This is a genomic window from Sphingomonas sp. STIS6.2 (assembly GCF_000732685.2).
GTDB classification, from domain to species: domain Bacteria; phylum Pseudomonadota; class Alphaproteobacteria; order Sphingomonadales; family Sphingomonadaceae; genus Sphingomonas; species Sphingomonas aerolata.
Map to the genome: position 1 here is coordinate 305,123 of NZ_JPDP02000159.1, position 17,576 is coordinate 322,698.

Annotated in this window: 18 protein-coding genes; 7 read left to right on the top strand and 11 right to left on the bottom strand. The window is 60.5% G+C overall.

Annotated elements, in window-relative coordinates; genetic code table 11:
* Positions 1-184: 184 nt before the first annotated feature.
* From sphst_RS16335 to sphst_RS16350, 7 genes are all read right to left on the bottom strand, one after another.
* Entirely contained in the window at positions 185-1,018 is an 834-nt protein-coding gene (locus sphst_RS16335; RefSeq protein ID WP_159043684.1) for a hypothetical protein, read from the bottom strand.
* A 556-nt stretch (positions 1,019-1,574) separates the two neighbouring features.
* Complete coding sequence (locus sphst_RS16340) at positions 1,575-2,087, bottom strand: hypothetical protein (protein WP_031393352.1); 513 nt, start codon at positions 2,085-2,087, stop codon at positions 1,575-1,577.
* A gap of 36 nt (positions 2,088-2,123) precedes the next feature.
* Entirely contained in the window at positions 2,124-2,393 is a 270-nt protein-coding gene (locus sphst_RS20750) for a hypothetical protein (RefSeq protein WP_159043685.1), read from the bottom strand.
* 1,164 nt (positions 2,394-3,557) lie between these two features.
* Positions 3,558-4,133 (bottom strand): recombinase family protein, encoded by a 576-nt coding sequence (locus tag sphst_RS16345; RefSeq protein ID WP_031393351.1) that lies wholly within the window; start codon positions 4,131-4,133, stop codon positions 3,558-3,560.
* A gap of 333 nt (positions 4,134-4,466) precedes the next feature.
* The gene (locus tag sphst_RS20755) at positions 4,467-4,847 is read right to left on the bottom strand and encodes a hypothetical protein (protein ID WP_159043686.1); all 381 of its coding nucleotides are present in this window, start codon (positions 4,845-4,847) and stop codon (positions 4,467-4,469) included.
* Positions 4,844-5,383, bottom strand: a complete 540-nt coding sequence (locus sphst_RS21380; RefSeq protein WP_234387712.1) for a hypothetical protein — start codon at positions 5,381-5,383, stop codon at positions 4,844-4,846. The genes sphst_RS20755 and sphst_RS21380 overlap by 4 nt, the downstream gene beginning before the upstream one ends.
* 442 nt (positions 5,384-5,825) lie before the next feature.
* Positions 5,826-7,124 (bottom strand): DUF4153 domain-containing protein, encoded by a 1,299-nt coding sequence (locus tag sphst_RS16350; protein ID WP_051916269.1) that lies wholly within the window; start codon positions 7,122-7,124, stop codon positions 5,826-5,828.
* Between the two features lie 322 nt (positions 7,125-7,446).
* Here sphst_RS16350 and sphst_RS16355 point away from each other — a divergent pair, with 322 nt between their 5' ends.
* From sphst_RS16355 to sphst_RS16365, 3 genes are all read left to right on the top strand, one after another.
* Positions 7,447-8,064 (top strand): OB-fold-containig protein, encoded by a 618-nt coding sequence (locus sphst_RS16355; protein WP_031393350.1) that lies wholly within the window; start codon positions 7,447-7,449, stop codon positions 8,062-8,064.
* Positions 8,065-8,090: 26 nt separating this feature from the next.
* Entirely contained in the window at positions 8,091-9,827 is a 1,737-nt protein-coding gene (locus tag sphst_RS16360; protein WP_234387713.1) for a flotillin family protein, read from the top strand.
* 362 nt (positions 9,828-10,189) lie between these two features.
* Positions 10,190-10,453 (top strand): hypothetical protein, encoded by a 264-nt coding sequence (locus sphst_RS16365; protein ID WP_159043687.1) that lies wholly within the window; start codon positions 10,190-10,192, stop codon positions 10,451-10,453.
* A 17-nt stretch (positions 10,454-10,470) separates the two neighbouring features.
* Here sphst_RS16365 and sphst_RS16370 read toward each other — a convergent pair whose 3' ends face one another.
* Positions 10,471-10,683, bottom strand: coding sequence for a hypothetical protein (locus sphst_RS16370; RefSeq protein ID WP_159043688.1), 213 nt, complete (start codon positions 10,681-10,683; stop codon positions 10,471-10,473).
* Positions 10,684-10,918: 235 nt separating this feature from the next.
* Here sphst_RS16370 and sphst_RS16375 point away from each other — a divergent pair, with 235 nt between their 5' ends.
* From sphst_RS16375 to sphst_RS16385, 3 genes are all read left to right on the top strand, one after another.
* Complete coding sequence (locus sphst_RS16375) at positions 10,919-11,212, top strand: hypothetical protein (protein ID WP_051916268.1); 294 nt, start codon at positions 10,919-10,921, stop codon at positions 11,210-11,212.
* A 48-nt stretch (positions 11,213-11,260) separates the two neighbouring features.
* Positions 11,261-11,677, top strand: a complete 417-nt coding sequence (locus sphst_RS16380) for a secondary thiamine-phosphate synthase enzyme YjbQ (RefSeq protein ID WP_031393345.1) — start codon at positions 11,261-11,263, stop codon at positions 11,675-11,677.
* 154 nt (positions 11,678-11,831) lie between these two features.
* Entirely contained in the window at positions 11,832-12,452 is a 621-nt protein-coding gene (locus sphst_RS16385; protein ID WP_183937588.1) for a CC0125/CC1285 family lipoprotein, read from the top strand.
* Positions 12,453-12,591: 139 nt separating this feature from the next.
* On the opposite strand, the gene secA is transcribed toward sphst_RS16385, so the two are convergent.
* A complete protein-coding gene (secA, locus tag sphst_RS16390; RefSeq protein WP_031393343.1) occupies positions 12,592-15,330 on the bottom strand; it encodes a preprotein translocase subunit SecA in 2,739 nt (912 codons plus the stop codon).
* Positions 15,331-15,427: 97 nt separating this feature from the next.
* Positions 15,428-15,679 carry a hypothetical protein gene (locus sphst_RS16395; RefSeq protein ID WP_031393342.1) on the bottom strand — a complete coding sequence of 84 codons (252 nt, stop codon included), beginning with the start codon at positions 15,677-15,679 and terminating at the stop codon, positions 15,428-15,430.
* Positions 15,680-15,934: 255 nt separating this feature from the next.
* Here sphst_RS16395 and argJ point away from each other — a divergent pair, with 255 nt between their 5' ends.
* Positions 15,935-17,155, top strand: a complete 1,221-nt coding sequence (argJ, locus tag sphst_RS16400; RefSeq protein WP_031393341.1) for a bifunctional glutamate N-acetyltransferase/amino-acid acetyltransferase ArgJ — start codon at positions 15,935-15,937, stop codon at positions 17,153-17,155.
* Between the two features lie 59 nt (positions 17,156-17,214).
* Here argJ and trxA read toward each other — a convergent pair whose 3' ends face one another.
* The gene (trxA, locus tag sphst_RS16405) at positions 17,215-17,538 is read right to left on the bottom strand and encodes a thioredoxin TrxA (protein WP_031393340.1); all 324 of its coding nucleotides are present in this window, start codon (positions 17,536-17,538) and stop codon (positions 17,215-17,217) included.
* Positions 17,539-17,576 lie beyond the last annotated feature (38 nt).

Consider the following 17,576-nt stretch of genomic DNA (forward strand, 5'->3'; position numbering starts at 1 on the left):
TTTGACGATATCGCTCACGTTCTGCCTTTGCCTCCGTGCCAACTGCTCAGCCCTACAACGGAGCCGAACATACAGATACCCCATTTGCGCCCGTCTCAGCCCCTTGGGGAATCAATTGGATGCAGTCGGGTATCTGTATGGCCGGATTAGCTATCGCCTCTCAGCGACTCTCCTAGCCTGCCTATCAGGCATCATAGCCAAGCGGGACGCCAGCCTCTCGGCGGGCAGCTTCCCCGGTCGGCGTAACGCGGTATCCCGTGTCAGTCTGGAAACCGGCAACATCGCCTACCGGGGTGCCGTGGGTCTGACGGGCTCGCACCCCGGTCTGAGCTACCCGAATGCCGGTCACGTCCTGTCCGCCCTTGAAGGGATCATAGCCGGTCATGCTCTGCCCCGTCTGTGGGCCGGTAGGAGCCTGATTGACGAGGGTATAGCCGGTCGGACCCATGATCCACTGCGGGCCGGTCTGCTGCGCTTGAGCGGGCGCTACAGGAGCTTTTGGAGCAACGCCGGGAGGGGCATTGAAAGCGAATGAGCTATTGACCGTTTCACCGGGCGGGATCGAGGATGCCTCGGGAACATCAGGTGTTTCTGCATAGGCTTCGACAGTGCTACCTAGAGCATCGTCAACGGTCCAGTTAGCTGCATCGGCCTCGGTTACTTCGCCCTTGCTGATAGCCAAAGCCTTTGCGTCCTCAAGGATCATCGGGGCAAGGTTATCCAGATGGCTTTCGTCACCGCTGTTATTGTATGCAGTGAGAGCCTTATCGTACAATGATACCGTAGCATCATCACTGTTGTGAATAAGATCGACAGCAATCTCTAGCGTATCCTTCAATGCAGGAACGCGGGCCGTGAAGGCATCAATAGCATTCTTGTAGGCGACATTGGCAGGCAAGCCCTTAGCCAACGCGGCATTGGCCTGCTGCTGTACAGTACGGGGATTATGCCCATGCACTGCAATTAGCGAAAGAGCGGCTTTCACCTTGATCGTTTGACGGGGAGTTAGTGCGGTCATTGGTTTTCCTTGAACATATTTAGAATGTGGGGCGGTGCCGGTTTGGCTGGGGCGGTAGGTGTCACGTCGCCAATCGTCGGGACGGGAGGGATCACGCCGGAGCGGATACAGGCGATTAGGTATTGGAAGGCCCACTTGCAGTCGGACGCCCGAAGGTACGGACGGCCATTGGCTTCCCAGATAGCGCGGGCCTCAGCAGCAGAACGGCGGGCTTCGCATTGGCTATCCTCAGAATAGCCGTAGATTGCCGGGGTTACGATGATACCGGATAGCGAAGGCCAGCCCGCTTCCCGTTCCTCAGCAGCCCTTGTGAGGAAGACTGCTAGGTTAGCGACAGCGGAGGGAAGGCCAGCGGCAACTACTGCTGTGTCACCTTCCTTCATTAGCCATACTGTTACAGCGGACCATTCCAGATTGGCTTTGGCAGCATCGGCATACGGGCCTACTCGCTGCATCAAATCGTCAAGGGTCTGCGGGACTAGGGCGACCTTGGGGACATAATCAGGGCGGGATGGCCTTGGCGCATCCCCTGTTCCCCGATCATCAAGGCTAGACATTAGGCCGCTACCGCCGCGCCCTTAACATAGCCCCGCTGCTTACCGACAAAGTACAGCATGAATGCCTCCTGCGGATTGCCCGGTGCCAGCGCGATAATCTCGGCAGGGATCAGATGCGGCTTCACCGTTAATAGATATTCGTATGCAGCATCATCCAACTCAGCAAACCCCCTGCATTCATGCACCTTGGGCAGAGATTCCTTGGCGTCGTTATCCCACGTCTTACGGGTGTAATAGATCGTATAGGAAGTACTCAGCAGGTTGTGACCGAGGGAAGCGACAATGCGGATATCGGTAAAGTTCTTAAGCCGCTCCTCTCGCGCTACCGTTGCCTGATTAGCAAGAGCCTCAGCAAACCGCTCCTTTGCCTCTTCCAAGGCTTTAGCTACTTCATCTGCCTTAACGATTGCAGGCTTGCCGATTAGCTCAACAAGGTCCTTAATCTTGCCCAACTGAGCTTTGTACGTTTCAATCTCATTAGCGATATCTGCAAGCGTGGTATTATGTGTCATTGGTTTTCTTTCTTATGTATTGATAGGGATTAAAGATTAGCGCTGTGGAGTAGGAGCAAAGACGCCAATCTTAAGCCTCTCATGTCGATAGGTTGCAATGGTGCCTGTATCGGCATCGACTGCGGCCATTAGAGCGGCCCGTCCCGGGCGACCCGCTGGCTTACGGCAGAGGAAGTCAGGCAACTCGATGCCAAGGGCTTCCAAGGTAAAGCGAACGCCAATCGTTACACGGCGGTCAGTAGATGCGAGGTAATCAGCAACCGGCTTGTTATTGATGCGGTCGATATTAACGGTGACAATATTCACAGGTTATCCTTTCATAGTGTGTAGGAACTTGTCCCAATGCAAAAGAGAGATAGCCCCCTTGCGTGCAGCAAACGGGAACGGGTAAATTGATCGTATGGAAAGGGTTGGCCCGCCAGCTACCAACAGGGGCAATGCACTAGCTGACGGGCCTAGTATCCGACTCTATCACGGGCACAGCTTGACGGGCTTTGATTGGTCCGGGATGATAGATTATGGATACTATAGGGAGAGGAGCGGCTAGCCTATGCGCCGTACATATTGCTAGCCATGAAGCGGACCTGTTAAGGTTCAACACTCCTACATTCCTCAGGTAATATCAGTAGGCATGATTATTTGGATAACCAATGACGACAACCGAGTAATCATATGCCGTTGCAATACAAAGACTAGGGAAGCCTCGATACTGCATACTGATATTATCTGAAGGATGCTTATGAGAGATACGGATTAGAGCCGTAGAGTACGGGAGATTGATCCGGCGTATCATAAATAATACTATGGTATCATCTTAGATTAGAGAATATTAAGCTGTATCCTAGCGTCCCCCCCTACCCCCCAAGCCTCCGAAACCGGATGCTACCCGGAAGACGGATATGAGGATAATCGACTACATAGGGAGAGACGGAATGTCTCAGCTACAGTCAGTGGGCAGCAAATACAGCAGCATCATCTTGAGTTAGATCATACGTCGCTTGTAGAGCCTAGCGTCCGATACCGTGCGTCAAACTGTTAAAGTCGGCACACCCCTTCGCCCTACGGCTAACCCTCGCGGGCTGTGGTATCTACAGCTTAAGGCTGTCAATCTTCCAAGGGCTAACCTTGCTTGGGCGGTAAATCATTAGTGTTCTACCCGCGAGTAATTCGGGGCAGGCTGGTTCATTGCTATACGGTACTGGATTGTACCGGGCCGGATTGCTTCATTGCACTACGGTACTGAATAGGACCGAATGAGAGAGCGATGTTCTCTATTCTAGACGGTCCCGAAATGCGTCCCGGTACGCCGCCGCCCTTGCATGATCCCCGAATAAGCCCCTCTCAGACTCATTCCGGCAATCAGGCTGGGCAAGTACCCGGACCCTCCCTAATCGAGTCTGACGGGGCTGAGGCGGCGGATACGCGCCCCTTCCCGTCGCCTGCCCGGTATCAGCTTGGGGAGTACCCGGATCATGCAGCGCAATACCGGGATACCGTGGCCTTCGAGATACCGAAGTGCGCCATCGTCTGACTGATCGTGGCCCCGTTCGCCTTACGCCAATCGGCTACCTCCTTAGCATCAGCAGCGAACGGACGGCCCAGCCCAGCCTTGCCCCGATGCGTAAGGCCCGTTGCCTCTATCGAAGCCCTTGCAGCTACCCGGCCACTGTCACACCGCTCCTTGATCCGATGCCGTTCCATGTCAGCCATCTGGGCTAGGACAGCTACGATCAACTCCCCAACGCCACGGCCAATAGGTCCAAGGCCCTTCACGTCCAAGGTAACGCCACGGTCGAGCAGCTTCCGCACCGTGGCCTGTACGTCCAAGGCATCACGGCCCAGCCGGTCCAAGGCATAGACGTAGAGCGTATCTCTCTCCCGTATGTACTCTAGCAGCTTGGCAAAGCCGGGACGGTCAGCAGCAAGGATCGCCCCGCTTACGCCTTCATCGGTAAACTCACGGTCGAAGCTGCTACCTAACGCTTGGCGCTGGGCTTCAATGCTCTGGGCTTCGGTCGATACGCGGAAGTAGGCAACGCGGCTCATGGCTTCATCCTCACAAGGTATGCCCGATATGTGAGGCATCCTCTAAACTCTGTCAAGTATGTTGTGAGGCAAAGTGATGATACCGCTGAGTCATGACTCACAAGCTACAACATGAGAGGCAGGGTATCGGCAGGGCTATTGATCCGCTGGGCTAGAGCTTGGCAACTGTGACACGTCATGCAGGGATGGAGAACCACGCGCGATAATGCAGGTCGCGCTAGGCGTGTCATAATCGTGTGAGGGGCTAGCCGGGTATACGGGGTAAAACCCCCTCACTCTTGTCAGAATTGCCCTCTCGCAAATCTCTATCAAAAATAGGTCGAAGGCCAATCCCTAAAATGGAACTTCGTCGTCTAATTCATCGATCATTGCATCAAGAGCGTCATCGGCCCCGGATGCCTGCCTCCTTGCTATTTCAAGTAGGGCTGCACATAACAAGTACCAGTTTTCAAAAGAAGACGGTGCAATATTATCATGCTTAATATCCTCGTCCGTGAACTGGTCTGAAACCGTGTCTTCCGATCCAAACAATACGAACGTGATAAGATCCTCTCCGTCTGCATTGAGTTGCGAGTAAGCATATAGCAATCTACCTGCTATTTTAGCATATATTTGTTTGTGCTCGTTCGTGGCCCAATTAATCTCTCGACTCAAAGTCTTTTTATAAAGTAGCTCGACAAACCTTCTTTGTTTATCGCGAGTGTGTTGGATCATATCATGTCTCTCTGAATTGATGAAGTAATTGCAGCTATAAGTTCGTCATGCCTTCTTAACATTCCACGAGTTTTAGACACGTCGATTGAAACGGGGGGTTTTTCAAGCGCCCTCTCAATGCGAGCGCAGAGCTTCTCGATATGCTCCGATGCAGTAGATATTTGGAGTAATAGCTCCTGATCGGTGACATGACCGCTACCTTTGACCTGCACAAGACCGCGCCTTACGTCTTCGTAACTGTCAGTTACGTCTTGCCATGATCCGTTACTAAGATAACGCCGAGTAGCGTTTAGGGCATAACCAGCTTTAGCAATGTCTTGAGCCGCATCATACTTAGATAACGAGTCCCGTATTCGTGCGACCTCATCCTTTACAGCTGTGGCAGCACCCTTCGCTTTAGCAAGCTGGATCAAAGTTATACCGAAGCCCACGAGCGTTAAAACTAAGCCTGCAATGGCAAGCCAAAACCCCCAGCCTGCAACGAGAAGTGTACTTTCCGCTTTAAAAGGCCAGTTTAACAGGACGCGGACTCCCACCTCTAGCCGATGACACTAAACCGCGGTGCGAACGGCCTGTCACGCTATCATCGTTCCACCCTAGCTACACCTCGGATATCGTCAATGCAGCGTTCGCCGAAGTCCGGCAGATCATCCCGAGCCTTGCCCCAGCTAGTACAAAGGGCTAACACAACGGTCCAGACGCCGAAATAAAAAGCATTTGTTTATCAGTAGTTAGCGTGTTTGCCGGGGCTTCCCCTCGGCTCCACCAGCGCGACCTATTCAATACTGTTACCGTCTTCGACAAAGCGGCAAGTGAGGGCGTGTTCGGCGCTGGCGTGTTCGGCGTCGGAGCGGACGGCGGCGCTGATAGAATCTCTATCCTGGGCGGCGGCAGGATCAGCCCGTAACAGCGGGGTCCACAGACGCCAATCGGCCTGCGCATCTGCCGTTTCGGTCTGACGTTCCCACCGCAGATACGTCAGACGATCGCGCAGCCGCGGCTCGCGTGCATGCTGCTCCAGCGTCGCCAGCGAGACGAGCGACGATGGCCCCAGCCGCCCCATATAGCAAAGGTCGAGCGGCGGCCCCGCCTTACCCCTTGCGAGCGCTGTGCGGACATTCCAAGCCGCCGCAACCGCGCCAAGATCCACACGCTCGCCGCCACCAACACAGTCACAACCGCCGGCGCATTGGCGTTGATCAGCCACGCCGCCGACCTATCGACAAGCAATCGCCAGCCGATCAGCGCCAGGCCCGTGGCCACGAGCCCCATCCGTGCGAGTGCCGACAGTCGCAGCACCGTTATCCCGTAGGCGTCCACATAATCGAGTGTTCGCAATGCACTCGACGCGACCAGCAGCAGGTTCTGGCCGAGCCAGACGGTTACCAGCCGCCGCACCCGCGTTCTTGCCGCCGCTGCACTGCCCAAACGTAACGCCAGCAGCACGAACACGCCGGCGAGGAGTGCTGTCACGATTAACGAATACGCGCCACGGTGCGCATAGTCCGCCATCGTCACGCCCGAGGGCCGTCCCGCGCCTCTCCACAGGAATACAATGTCGAGCACATTCTCAACCGCGAAGATCGTATTGAATGTCACGAGCGACAGGATCAGCGTCACCGCGCCTGGCTCGAACACCGTACCGATCGAGCGATCGCCGAAACGCGATGGACCCGTCGTATAAGGACTTGGCCGCAGGCTTGCCCAGATGGTGATCAACACGCAGAGGCCGAACAGCGTGCGCCAGGTCGTCGCCCACGGATCCGGCAGCACAATTTGCGAAAACGCCCGACCGATCAGCGGGTTGGCGCTTGCGAACAGCCCAAGGAACGTCGCGCCGCCTGCCAAAGGCAACGCGACGACGGCCCCGATAGCGCGGAAGCCGCTGGAGGGCAGTCCTCGACGCTGGCGGACTATCGACAGCCGCGCCGCATCCTTCAACGGCGTAGTGGCCACGGACAGCGCGTGCCAGCCGAGCCTGCGCGCCCAGGCGAGCGCATCGTCGAACCGGTGCCGCAGCAGGAGTGCGGCAAGCGAGACAGCCGTCCAGAATAGAACCCAGCCGAGGAGGCTTGGATCGTCGACGAGTACCACCGCCAATCCGGCGCCGGAAATCAACGCCAATCGTGCCGATCCATCCTTCCAGATCGCCCGTCGCGTCAGCAATAGGGCGGTAATCCAGGCGAACGCGAAACCACCCACCACCGCGCCATTGCCGTCGTCGATCAGTATCTCCGCCAGGACGATCAGCGCCAAGGCAGCGCTGATCTTGGCCATCAGTCTTCCATGACGATTCATCGTCGCGCTCCCCGATTGTCGAGGTTCTGCTTTGCAGCGGTCCCGTGAGCGTCAGATCGCGAGGTCCGCGTACGATCCGTTCGCTTGTCGTGCAGATCCCGTGCAGATGATGAATCCAAACCCGGGCGGTGTACTCAGCGCGCGTTGCGAATGTCTTGGTGCAGGGCTAGCCTCCCTTCGGGGAGCATCGACACATGGAGTTCAAAAACCGGATCGGCCGGCGTTTCGTAACGAAGCGTTGTCGTCTGTCCGATACCAGTTCGCCGATGCACAAGCAGAGCCCCCAACATTGCGACGGCTTATGTTCGCGATCTTCCTGACGCCCGCTTACGCGCCGTTCGCGATCGCGTTCGTCATAATGGTCGGGATCGGGCTGATCGAGGCGATCGGCCTTGGGCTCGGCCATCTCGATCTCGACGCGGACGTTTATGCCGAAACCGATAGCGGCGTGCTTGATTGGCTCGGCCTCGGTCACGAACTGCCGATCCTGATCTGGCTGACCTCATTACTCGGCTGCTTCACGCTCACCGGGATAGCCATTCAGCAGGGCGCGACCGCGTTGACCGGCGGCCCACTGCACTGGGGTCTCGCCTCGGGTGGTGCGCTGGCCGCTGGCAGCCTGCTCAACACTCTGGCCGCCAACGGGCTTGCCCGGATCATGCCCGGCTTCGAAACCAGCGTGATCTCCACTGACGACTTTCTCCGCCGCCGCGGCACCATCCTCGAAGGCACCGCCCGCCGGGGATCGCCGGCCCGTGCAAAGATCGTCGATCAGCATGGTCAGGCGCACTTCATCATGGTCGAGCCGCACGACGACGCCGACGTGATCGCCACCGGCGAGACCGCGCTGATCGTCCGCCGAGACGGCAAACTCTTCTACGCGCTGCCCGACGCCAACGCGCTCCTGCAGTCGATCTGACCACAATCATAACCGGGGAGGGTTTCATGCCCGCACAGCTTCTGAACGTCCTGATCTACGCCGGCATCGTGCTGTTCGCGCTGGTGGTGATCGGCATCATCCTGACCCGGCTCTATCGCCGCGCAACCAAGGACGTTGCGCTGATCCGCACGGGTTTCGGCGGCGAGAAGGTCGTGCTCAACGGCGGCATCATGGTAATCCCGGTGCTGCATGAGCTCATGCAGGTCCGGCTGACGACGGTGAAGCTGGAGGTCTCGCGCCTCAACAAGGATGCGCTGATCACGCTCGACAAGCTGCGCGTCGATGTCGTCGGGCTGTTCCACATCAAGGTGAAGCCTGACGCGGAGTCGATCGCTGCGGCCGCGCAGACGCTCGGTGATTCGGTCAACAGCCCCGACGCGGTGAAGTCGCTGCTCGACGGCAAGCTCGTGTCCGCTCTGCGATCCGTGGCCGCGACGATGACGATGGAGCACCTCCACGCCAACCGCGCCGACTTCATCCAGAAGGTGCAGGAGGCGCTGATGACCGATCTGGACATGAACGGCTTTCAGCTCGAATCGGTCAGCATCACGCATTTCGACCAGACCGCGTTCGAGCATTTCAACGAGAACAACGCGTTCGATGCCGAGGGGCTGACCGTGCTCACGCGGACGATCGAGGAGCGCAAGAAGATCCGCAACGACATCGTCGCGACCAACCGCGTCGAGATCGAGCAGCGGAACCTCGACGCGAACAACCAGTCGCTCGAGATCGCGCAGGCCGCCGAACAGGCGCGCCTGACACAGGAGCAAACGCTGTCCGCGCGCCGTGCGGAACAAGCCACCGCAATTGCCACCGCCGAGGCCGAGCAGACCCGCCTCGCCGAGATCGCCCGCATCACCGCGGGCCAGGCGCAGACCGTAGCGCAGACCGAAGCCGACAAGGTGATCCAGACCGCCACGATTGCCCGTGACGGCGCGATCCAGACCGCAACGATCGAGCGCGACAGGACGATCGAGATCGCACGTATCACAACTGCAGTGCAGACCGCACAGAAGTCCGAGGAGGAGTCGACCGCCACTGCCGCGGCCAACGAAGCCCGTGCGCTCGCCGTCCGAGCCGAGGAAAGCGTCGCTACTGCCAAGGCGACCGAGATCGCCAACCGGAACAAGAATGTAGCGGTGATCGCCGCCACCCAGCGCGCGCAGGAAGAGGCCGTTGGCATCACCGTCGCTGCGACCGCCGAGAAGGAAGCCGCGGAAGCTCGTGCGAGCGCCCTGCGTACTGAAGCAACCGCCGAAGCAGATGCAGAGAAGGCACGCGCGGAAGGCCGCGAGGCGGCCTTCAAGGTCGACGCGGCAGGTCAGGCTTCGCTGAACGAGGCGACCAACCTGCTGAGTGACTCGCAGACCGCACTGCTGATCCGCCGCGCGATGCTCGAAGCGTTGCCCGCGATCATCACTGCGGCGAGCAAGCCGATGGAGAACATCGACAAGATCAGCATCCTGGATGCCCGGGGCCTGCACGGTGAAACTGGCAACGATGGCGCGTCCGGGGGCGGCCAGGGCAATCTTGCCGATGCCGCGGTCGCGGCGGCGATGCGTTACCGCGTCGGCGGGCCGCTGATCGATGGCCTGATGGCGGAACTCGGCATGACTGGCAGTTCGTTGAACGGCATGCTCGCCGGGAGCAGCGCGGAAGCGGCGCCTGCCCGAGCCTCTTCCAACGATGCCCACAAGCATTCCGCTTCACTTAATGGTGGGACGAGCAACCCGCCGGCCTGATCGGAGGCACTCGAAGGCCCAGCCCTTGAAATTCGATCTGCGCTTCGAAGAAGACGGGGCGCAGATCTTTGCTAGAGACGTCCTGAGTGTAAGGAGCGGGTCCGCCCCTGCCCTGCGTCCCATGCGCGCGATCGACGGCCCATTGGCAACATTACCGCACGGCCTTGGGCTCTACCGCGGGTGCCGTTATAGACGTGCTGTTCGACCCCAGTCCGCAACGACAACGCCAAACTCGCCCGTATCGGACGGATCGTGCGATTCGTCGCGTGAGATGCTGCGATCGGCGCAGGCATGCGGCGATGGTCTAGACCATTGGCGCAACCTGCGGCATCGCGGTCGTGCCAGGGGGCTGGAGCGTAAACGTGTTCAAGACAATGTGGAAAATGCCGGCAAAACTGCTCCGACGCGCGGCTGCCGAAAGCCCTGTCGACGGCGAGGATGCGGTGCCGGTCGCGGATGAGCAGCTCGCTACAGGCTCGCTGGAAGACATGATAAAAGCCGCGGACGAACTGTCCGCCGAAGATGCCGACTCATTGATCATCGAATGCGTCGGTCGTGACCGGCCCATCACTTGGGCGGAAATTCAGGGACTGCGCCATGCGACGACCTTCCCGATCGACGCGTAGCTATCAGTCGACCCCTTTTAGCGGCGAAACTTGCCGAGCAGTCGTTCGAGCAGGCTTGGCTGCATCGCGATCAGCTGCTGCTGGCGAAACCGGTCACGATCGGCCGCGGCACGCCGGTAAAGGGCGTCAAGCCGGTCTGCGCCATAGCGGTCTGACAGGCGTGGCGGAGACTGATCGACGCGGTGAAACGCGGGCTGGTCGCGCTCGGGTCGGTGGGACATAACAGGCATTGATCGGGTTCCGGTGACAGTATGGCAGTCAAAATACACACGCTTTTTACCACCTTTTCAACACGCTTGGTCGTGAGCGGTTCCCGAAAGCGTGCTGAATCGAGGCGTTTTGGCGAAAACCGGCGGAACTTTCCAGCCTTCCACAAGACCCGTTTCCTGGGTCGAGACTCCGGCATTCGGGACCATCGGCAACGTCTGCTGTACAATCACGACGCAGGTCGGGTAGGCGCCGACCATGGGTGAAATCGACAGACTCGTTCCTTCCGGCGTCATCGAACAATGGGTATTCCATCTGCGGCGGCAGCGGGCCCGTGCGGCGGATACCATCTGGTTGATCGATCAGGGTTTCACGCTTCACGATGGCAAGTGCGGCACACCGACGCACGACGCGACGGCACGCTGGCGCGCCGAGCAGGAAACCGTCATCGCGGAGGTCAGCGATCTTCTCAAACTCTATGACGAGATCAATTTGGGTCGCGACGTCCCGGCGGATGCCGATAGCGACCAAGGCCGTGACGACAGGCGTTGAGCATCGTCACGGACCTGACCGGCTAGGCAGTTACATAGGAGCGCAGCGATGCGGCAGTCCACGACCCAGATCACGATCGATACCCGCCGGCAGGGGCTGGTCGACATTACCGCCCCGATCCGGCGCTGGGTCGATGCGCAGGCGATGCAGTCCGGGTTATTGACGGTGTTTTGTCGCCATACCTCCGCATCGCTGCTCATCCAGGAAAATGCCGCGCCCGAGGTCCGAACGGATATCGAGGCTTATTTCGAGCGCATCGCACCGGAATCAAGTTCGTATCTGCACGATGACGAAGGGCCCGACGACATGCCGGCGCATCTGCGCGCCGCTCTCACGCAGGTACAATTGTCGATCCCAGTGATCGACGCCACGCTCGCGCTCGGTACGTGGCAGGGAGTCTACTTGTTCGAGCATCGCCGTCGTCCCCATGGTCGCTCGCTGGCGCTTCATCTGATCGGGGACTGATTCTGCGTCGCGGACGACGGCCTATGACGGCGCCGGGGTGGTTTATTCAATCACCGTCATAGACCCGTGGACCAATCCCGTTCATCAACCGTTCCACCACTGAAGGCTAATGTAAGGCGTTTCGCCGCATTCGCCGCGAACGGAGACGACAATCATGTTCATCATGCCTGGTCGCAAGGTCCTGCTGGCAGCTCTCGCCACGAGCACGTTGCTGGTCGCGGGTTGTGCGACCGAAACCACCTACCGCCCGGCCACTGGCCAGGGGTTCAACCGTACCGGCTATAGCGATCGCCGGATCGAGGATAACCGCTTCCTCGTCAGCTTCGCGGGCAACAGCGTCACGTCGCGCGACACCGTCGAACGCTATCTCTTCTTCCGCGCGGCCGAACTCACGCTCCAGCAGGGCTATGATTATTTCCTGATGGCGGACCGCGATACCAATCTTCAGTCGCGCACCTATTCGACCCCGGGGATCGGCGGCGGGTTCGGTTATGGCGGCTTTGGTGGCTATTGGGGCCCGTCGTGGCGCTATCGCGGCCGCGGCTTCGGCTGGCGGAGCTGGGATCCCTATATCGGTGGCGGCTTCGGTGGCTTTGGCGGCGGCGGTTTCGGCGGCCCATGGGGCAACGATTTCGACGTGCGCACGATTGACCGCTACGAGGCGACGGCCGAGATCGTGATGCGCAAGGGGCCGATCCCACGCGACAATATCCGTGCGTTCAACGCCAAGCAGGTCGTCGACAATATCGGGCCGAGCGTCATCCTGCCAAAGTAAGCAGCGTCGCGGCCGCACTGCCGCAACCAAGCCTACAAGCAAAAGCCGGACCGTCCATATGGGACGGCCCGGCTTTTTATTGCCTGCTATGCTGCCAACCGGGCGCGGCCGCTAAACGGCCGGCCCGTCAAAGCAGCGTTCAGACCGCGCCGTGGCACTGCTTGTATTTGCGCCCCGACCCGCATGGGCATGGCGCGTTGCGGCTGACCACACCTTCCCAATTCGCCGGATCCTCGCCGATATCCGCAGCCTGGGGCTGCGGGATCTGCATCGGCGGGAGCTGCGACGTGATGTGCCCCGACATGCCCCGCGCCTGGTCGAGGCTGTCATTCTCGCCGGTGAACGGGTCGAAATGCGTCGTGATGAAATCGGGCAGTTCGGGCAGGCCGACCGGTGCCTGGATCTGGAACTGCGCGTGTGCGATCGTCTTCGTCACGTCCTCGCGAATCGTCTCAAGCATCCGCTGGAATAGCGAGAACGCCTCCTGCTTATACTCGTTGATCGGCGTCTTCTGCGCATAGGCGCGCAGATGGACGACCTGGCGCAGCGCGTCGAGCGTTGCCAGATGCTCCTTCCAGTGATGGTCGAGATTCTGCAGCAGGATCGACTTCTCAACCGACGTCCACGTCTCGGTGTCGAGATCTGCGGATTTGTCCGCGATCGCCTCGTCCGCCATCGCGCGGATGCGTTCCTCGACGATCTCGGGATCGATCGCCTCTTCGAGCAGCCATGCCTCGATCTGCGGCTTGAGGTTGAGCACCTCGGCAAGCCGCGTCTTCATCCCCGCAATGTCCCACTGTTCGGGATAGGAATTGGGCGGGCAGGCTTCGCCGACGATGACGTTGACCGTCTCCGCGCGCATGTCCGTCACCACGTCGCCGACGGTATCGGCATCCATGATGTCCGCGCGCTGCTCGTAGATGACCTTGCGCTGCTCGTTCATCACGTCATCATATTCAACGACCTGCTTGCGGATATCGTAGTTGCGCGCCTCGACCTTTTTCTGCGCGGTCTCGATCGCCTTCGACAGCCACTTGCTGCCAATCGCCTCGCCGTCCTCAATATTGTTGCGCATCATCTTGGCGAACAGCGTGTCCGGCCCGAAGATGCGCAGCAGATCGTCGTCGAGGCTGAGGTAGAAACGCGACAGGCCCGGATCGCCCTGACGACCCGAGCGCCCGCGCAGCTGGTTGTCGATACGCCGGCTCTCGTGACGCTCGGTACCAAGCACGAACAGGCCACCCGCGGCGAGCACCGCCTGCTTCTCGGCCTCGATCTCGGTCTCGATCCGCGCCGCCTCGGCGGCATATTCGGGCGTGCCCTCGACCAGATCGGGATGCTCGTCGAGCATGCGGAATTCGAGATTGCCACCGAGTTTGATGTCGGTGCCGCGGCCCGCCATGTTAGTCGCGATCGTCACCGCGGACTTGCGTCCGGCCTGCGCAACGATGTGCGCCTCCATCTCGTGGAAGCGCGCGTTCAGCACCTTGTGCTCGACCGCCTCGCCGACGAGGAACTCGCTCAGCAGCTCGGACTTCTCGATCGATACCGTGCCGACGAGCACCGGCTGGCCGAGATCGGCGTGATGCTTGATCTTCTTGGCGATCGCGGCGAACTTGTCCTTGGTGTCCTTGTAGAACTCATCTTCCTCGTCGACGCGCTTGACCGTGACGTTGGTCGGGATGCTGACGACGTTGATCTTGTAGATGTCGTAGAACTCGGCCGCCTCGGTCGCCGCCGTACCGGTCATGCCGCCGATCTTGGGGTACATGCGGAAATAGTTCTGGAACGTGATCGAGGCCATCGTCTGGTTCTCAGGCTCGATCTGGACGCCTTCCTTGGCCTCGACCGCCTGGTGAAGGCCGTCCGACCAGCGCCGGCCGTCCATCATGCGACCGGTGAACTCGTCGATGATGATGACCTTGCCGTCCTTGACGATGTAATCGATGTCCGACTTGAACATCACGATCGCGCGCAGCGCCTGGTTGAGGTGGTGGACGACCTGCGTGTTCTCGAAGTCGTACAGGTTGGCGCCTTCAAGCAGCCCTGCCGCCTCGAGCATCCGCTCGACCTTCTCGGTGCCGTCCTCGGTGAGGATGATCGTCTTCTGCTTCTCGTCCTTGTCATAGTCACCGGGGACGAGCTGCTTCACGACCGCATCGACCTGGATATACAGCTCGGACTTGTCGTCGGTCGGCCCCGAGATGATCAGCGGCGTACGCGCTTCGTCGATCAGGACCGAATCGACCTCGTCGACCACCGCGAAGTTGAAGCGGCGCTGCACCATCGAACTGCGCTCGTACTTCATGTTGTCGCGCAGATAGTCGAAGCCGAACTCGTTGTTCGTGCCGTAGGTGATGTCGGCGGCATAGGCGGCGCGACGCTCCTCGTCCGACAGGTTCGGCACGATCACGCCGATCGTCATGCCAAGGAAGGTATAGACCTGCCCCATCCACTCCGCGTCGCGCGCCGCCAGATAGTCGTTGACCGTGACGACGTGGACGCCGTCGCCCGGCAGGGCGTTCAGGTAGGTCGCAAGCGTCGCGACGAGCGTCTTGCCCTCGCCGGTACGCATCTCGGCGATCTCGCCGCGGTGAAGGACGATGCCGCCCACCATCTGCACGTCGTAATGCCGCTGGCCAAGCACGCGCTTGGCCGCCTCGCGCACCGTGGCAAATGCCTCTGGAAGCAAGTCGTCGAGCTTCTCGCCGTTAGCGAGTCGGGCACGGAACTTCGCGGTCTGCCCGGACAATTCCTCGTCCGACATCGCAACGAGCGAAGGCTCGAACGATGCGATCTTCGCGAGGATCGGGTTGAGCGATTTGACGTAACGGTCGTTGGACGATCCGAACAGCGATTTGGCAAAGCCACCGAACATGGGCTGATTTCCTGATTATAGGGCGCGACGGCACGCGGGGGCACGCACGCGCAAAGAGGAGGAGTGGCCCGCAGGCCGAGAGATCAGGCGCGCGACGCTATTCGCGCCGACGGTCCGTCCAGATAGGGGCCGTGATGATCGCGACGACGGGCAGCGTCGCCGAGGTGGCAACCTCGTCGAGCGAAGCGAGCGCGGCGACCGGTCGTACCGCGACCTTTGCCACCGCCACCGCCGCGGTCTGCGCGCAAATGCTGCCCTGCGCCACTGCCTGTGCGGACTGCCCACGCACACCCGGCACCGCGCCGGTCAGCGCGGACAGGAGGGCAGAAAGGAGAAGCAGCAGGTTCATGCGGGACCGGCTGTATGCGAGCTTGCGTGTAAAATCTACCATTCGTCGGAGGGAAGCACCCGGCGAACGCGCGGACGTTCGATCCGTAAGGGACGGCGTCGTGCGTAGGAACGACGACCCTGACGGAGCTCGCCGACCGCCGAAGCACGCCGATGTCATTCTATAGCCCCAACCGCACGGGACACCGGTCAACGGGCGGCCGTCAGACGCAACCCGCGATCTTGCGGGCCGGACCGCAGCGACTATGAAGGCAGGATGCAGATCTCGCCGCTCGCCTTGCCCTTCCCCGCCGCCCCTTTGATCGACGGGGTCGTGCCGCATGTCGCGCGTGCCGGCTACAAGGCCTGGGATCGGTGTGACCTGACGTTCGTGACGCTCGATCCGGGCACGGTCGTTGCGGGCGTGCTCACGCAGAGCAAATGTCCGTCGCCCGAGGTCGAGTGGTGCCGCGCGGCGCTGACGCTCGGGCAGGCGCGCGCGCTCGTCGTCAACGCGGGCAATTCGAACGCCTTTACTGGTGCGCGTGGCCGTGCGGCGGTCGAGGCGATCGCCGCACGAACGGCCGCGCATCTCGGCTGCCAGCCCTCGGACGTGTTCGTCGCCTCGACCGGCGTGATCGGCGTGCCGTTGCCGATCGACAAGGCCGAAGCAGGGATCGACGCCGCGTTCGCCGCCGCACCGTGCGGCTGGGAGGACGCCGCCGCGACGATCATGACCACCGATACATTCACCAAGGGCGCGGTGACGACCGCGGTGATCGGCGATCGGACCGTCACTTTGGTCGGCATCATCAAGGGCTCGGGGATGATCGCACCGGACATGGCGACGATGCTCGGCTTCATCTTCACGGATGCCGCGATCGAGCCCGCGTTTCTCCAGGCCGCACTGTCCAAGGCCAATGCGCCGAGCTTCTCGTGCATCACCGTCGACAGCGACACCTCGACCAGCGACACGGTGCTCGCATTCGCGACGGGCAAGGCCGGCAACGCCCCGCTCGGCGACGACGACAGCATCGGCGCGGACGCGTTCCGCGCGGCGCTGGCCGATCTATGCCATCAGCTCGCCCTCCTCGTCGTCCGCGACGGCGAAGGCGCGCAGAAGCTTATCGAGATCCAGGTAACCGGCGCGGACAGCGACCGCAGCGCACACCGCATCGCGATGAGCATCGCCAACTCGCCTCTGGTCAAGACGGCGGTCGCCGGCGAGGACGCCAATTGGGGGCGTGTCGTGATGGCCGTCGGCAAGGCGGGAGAGCCAGCCGACCGCGACACATTGTCGATCCGCTTCGGCAATACGCAAGTGGCTGAGGGCGGGCTCGCGCTCAGCGGCTATGACGAGGCGCCCGTTGCGGACCATCTGAAGGGGCAGGACATCGAGATCGGCGTCGATCTCGCGCTGGGCGACGGTGCGGCCACGGTGTGGACCTGCGACCTGACGCACGGATATATCTCGATCAACGCCGACTATCGAAGCTGAGCTCACTACGAACCGTCACCTCAGCGAAAGCTGGGTAACGGTCGCAGCAGCGTATCGTCTTACGCAAGTTCGCCCTCAAGCCACGCCTTGAGCTGACCCTTGGGTGCCGCACCAACCTTGGTTGCTGCCGGGGCGCCGCCCTTGAACAGGATCATCGTCGGGATTCCGCGCACGCCATACTGACCCGGCGCATCGGGGTTCTCATCGATGTTGAGCTTGGCGATCGTCACCTTCTCGCCCAATTCCTCGGACAGCTCCTCGAGGCTCGGCCCGATCATCTTGCACGGCCCGCACCACTCGGCCCAGAAATCGACGAGCACGGGGCCGTCGGCGTTCAGCACGTCGGCATTGAAGCTCGCATCGGTGATCTGCTTGGTCGCCACTGAAATATCTCCTTCGTTATACCGTAATTTAGGGTTCG

What these genes read in the sequence shown, in the direction of transcription:
- sphst_RS20755 (WP_159043686.1), bottom strand. Translation starts at nt 4,847, where the DNA reads ATGATCCAACACACTCGCGATAAACAAAGAAGGTTTGTCGAGCTACTT.
- sphst_RS16375 (WP_051916268.1), top strand. Translation starts at nt 10,919, where the DNA reads ATGGGTGAAATCGACAGACTCGTTCCTTCCGGCGTCATCGAACAATGG.
- sphst_RS16360 (WP_234387713.1), top strand. Translation starts at nt 8,091, where the DNA reads ATGCCCGCACAGCTTCTGAACGTCCTGATCTACGCCGGCATCGTGCTG.
- secA (WP_031393343.1), bottom strand. Translation starts at nt 15,330, where the DNA reads ATGTTCGGTGGCTTTGCCAAATCGCTGTTCGGATCGTCCAACGACCGT.
- sphst_RS16355 (WP_031393350.1), top strand. Translation starts at nt 7,447, where the DNA reads ATGTTCGCGATCTTCCTGACGCCCGCTTACGCGCCGTTCGCGATCGCG.
- sphst_RS16370 (WP_159043688.1), bottom strand. Translation starts at nt 10,683, where the DNA reads ATGCCTGTTATGTCCCACCGACCCGAGCGCGACCAGCCCGCGTTTCAC.
- sphst_RS16335 (WP_159043684.1), bottom strand. Translation starts at nt 1,018, where the DNA reads ATGACCGCACTAACTCCCCGTCAAACGATCAAGGTGAAAGCCGCTCTT.
- sphst_RS16350 (WP_051916269.1), bottom strand. Translation starts at nt 7,124, where the DNA reads ATGGCCAAGATCAGCGCTGCCTTGGCGCTGATCGTCCTGGCGGAGATA.
- sphst_RS16380 (WP_031393345.1), top strand. Translation starts at nt 11,261, where the DNA reads ATGCGGCAGTCCACGACCCAGATCACGATCGATACCCGCCGGCAGGGG.
- sphst_RS16345 (WP_031393351.1), bottom strand. Translation starts at nt 4,133, where the DNA reads ATGAGCCGCGTTGCCTACTTCCGCGTATCGACCGAAGCCCAGAGCATT.
- sphst_RS16395 (WP_031393342.1), bottom strand. Translation starts at nt 15,679, where the DNA reads ATGAACCTGCTGCTTCTCCTTTCTGCCCTCCTGTCCGCGCTGACCGGC.
- sphst_RS16340 (WP_031393352.1), bottom strand. Translation starts at nt 2,087, where the DNA reads ATGACACATAATACCACGCTTGCAGATATCGCTAATGAGATTGAAACG.
- argJ (WP_031393341.1), top strand. Translation starts at nt 15,935, where the DNA reads ATGCAGATCTCGCCGCTCGCCTTGCCCTTCCCCGCCGCCCCTTTGATC.
- sphst_RS16385 (WP_183937588.1), top strand. Translation starts at nt 11,832, where the DNA reads ATGTTCATCATGCCTGGTCGCAAGGTCCTGCTGGCAGCTCTCGCCACG.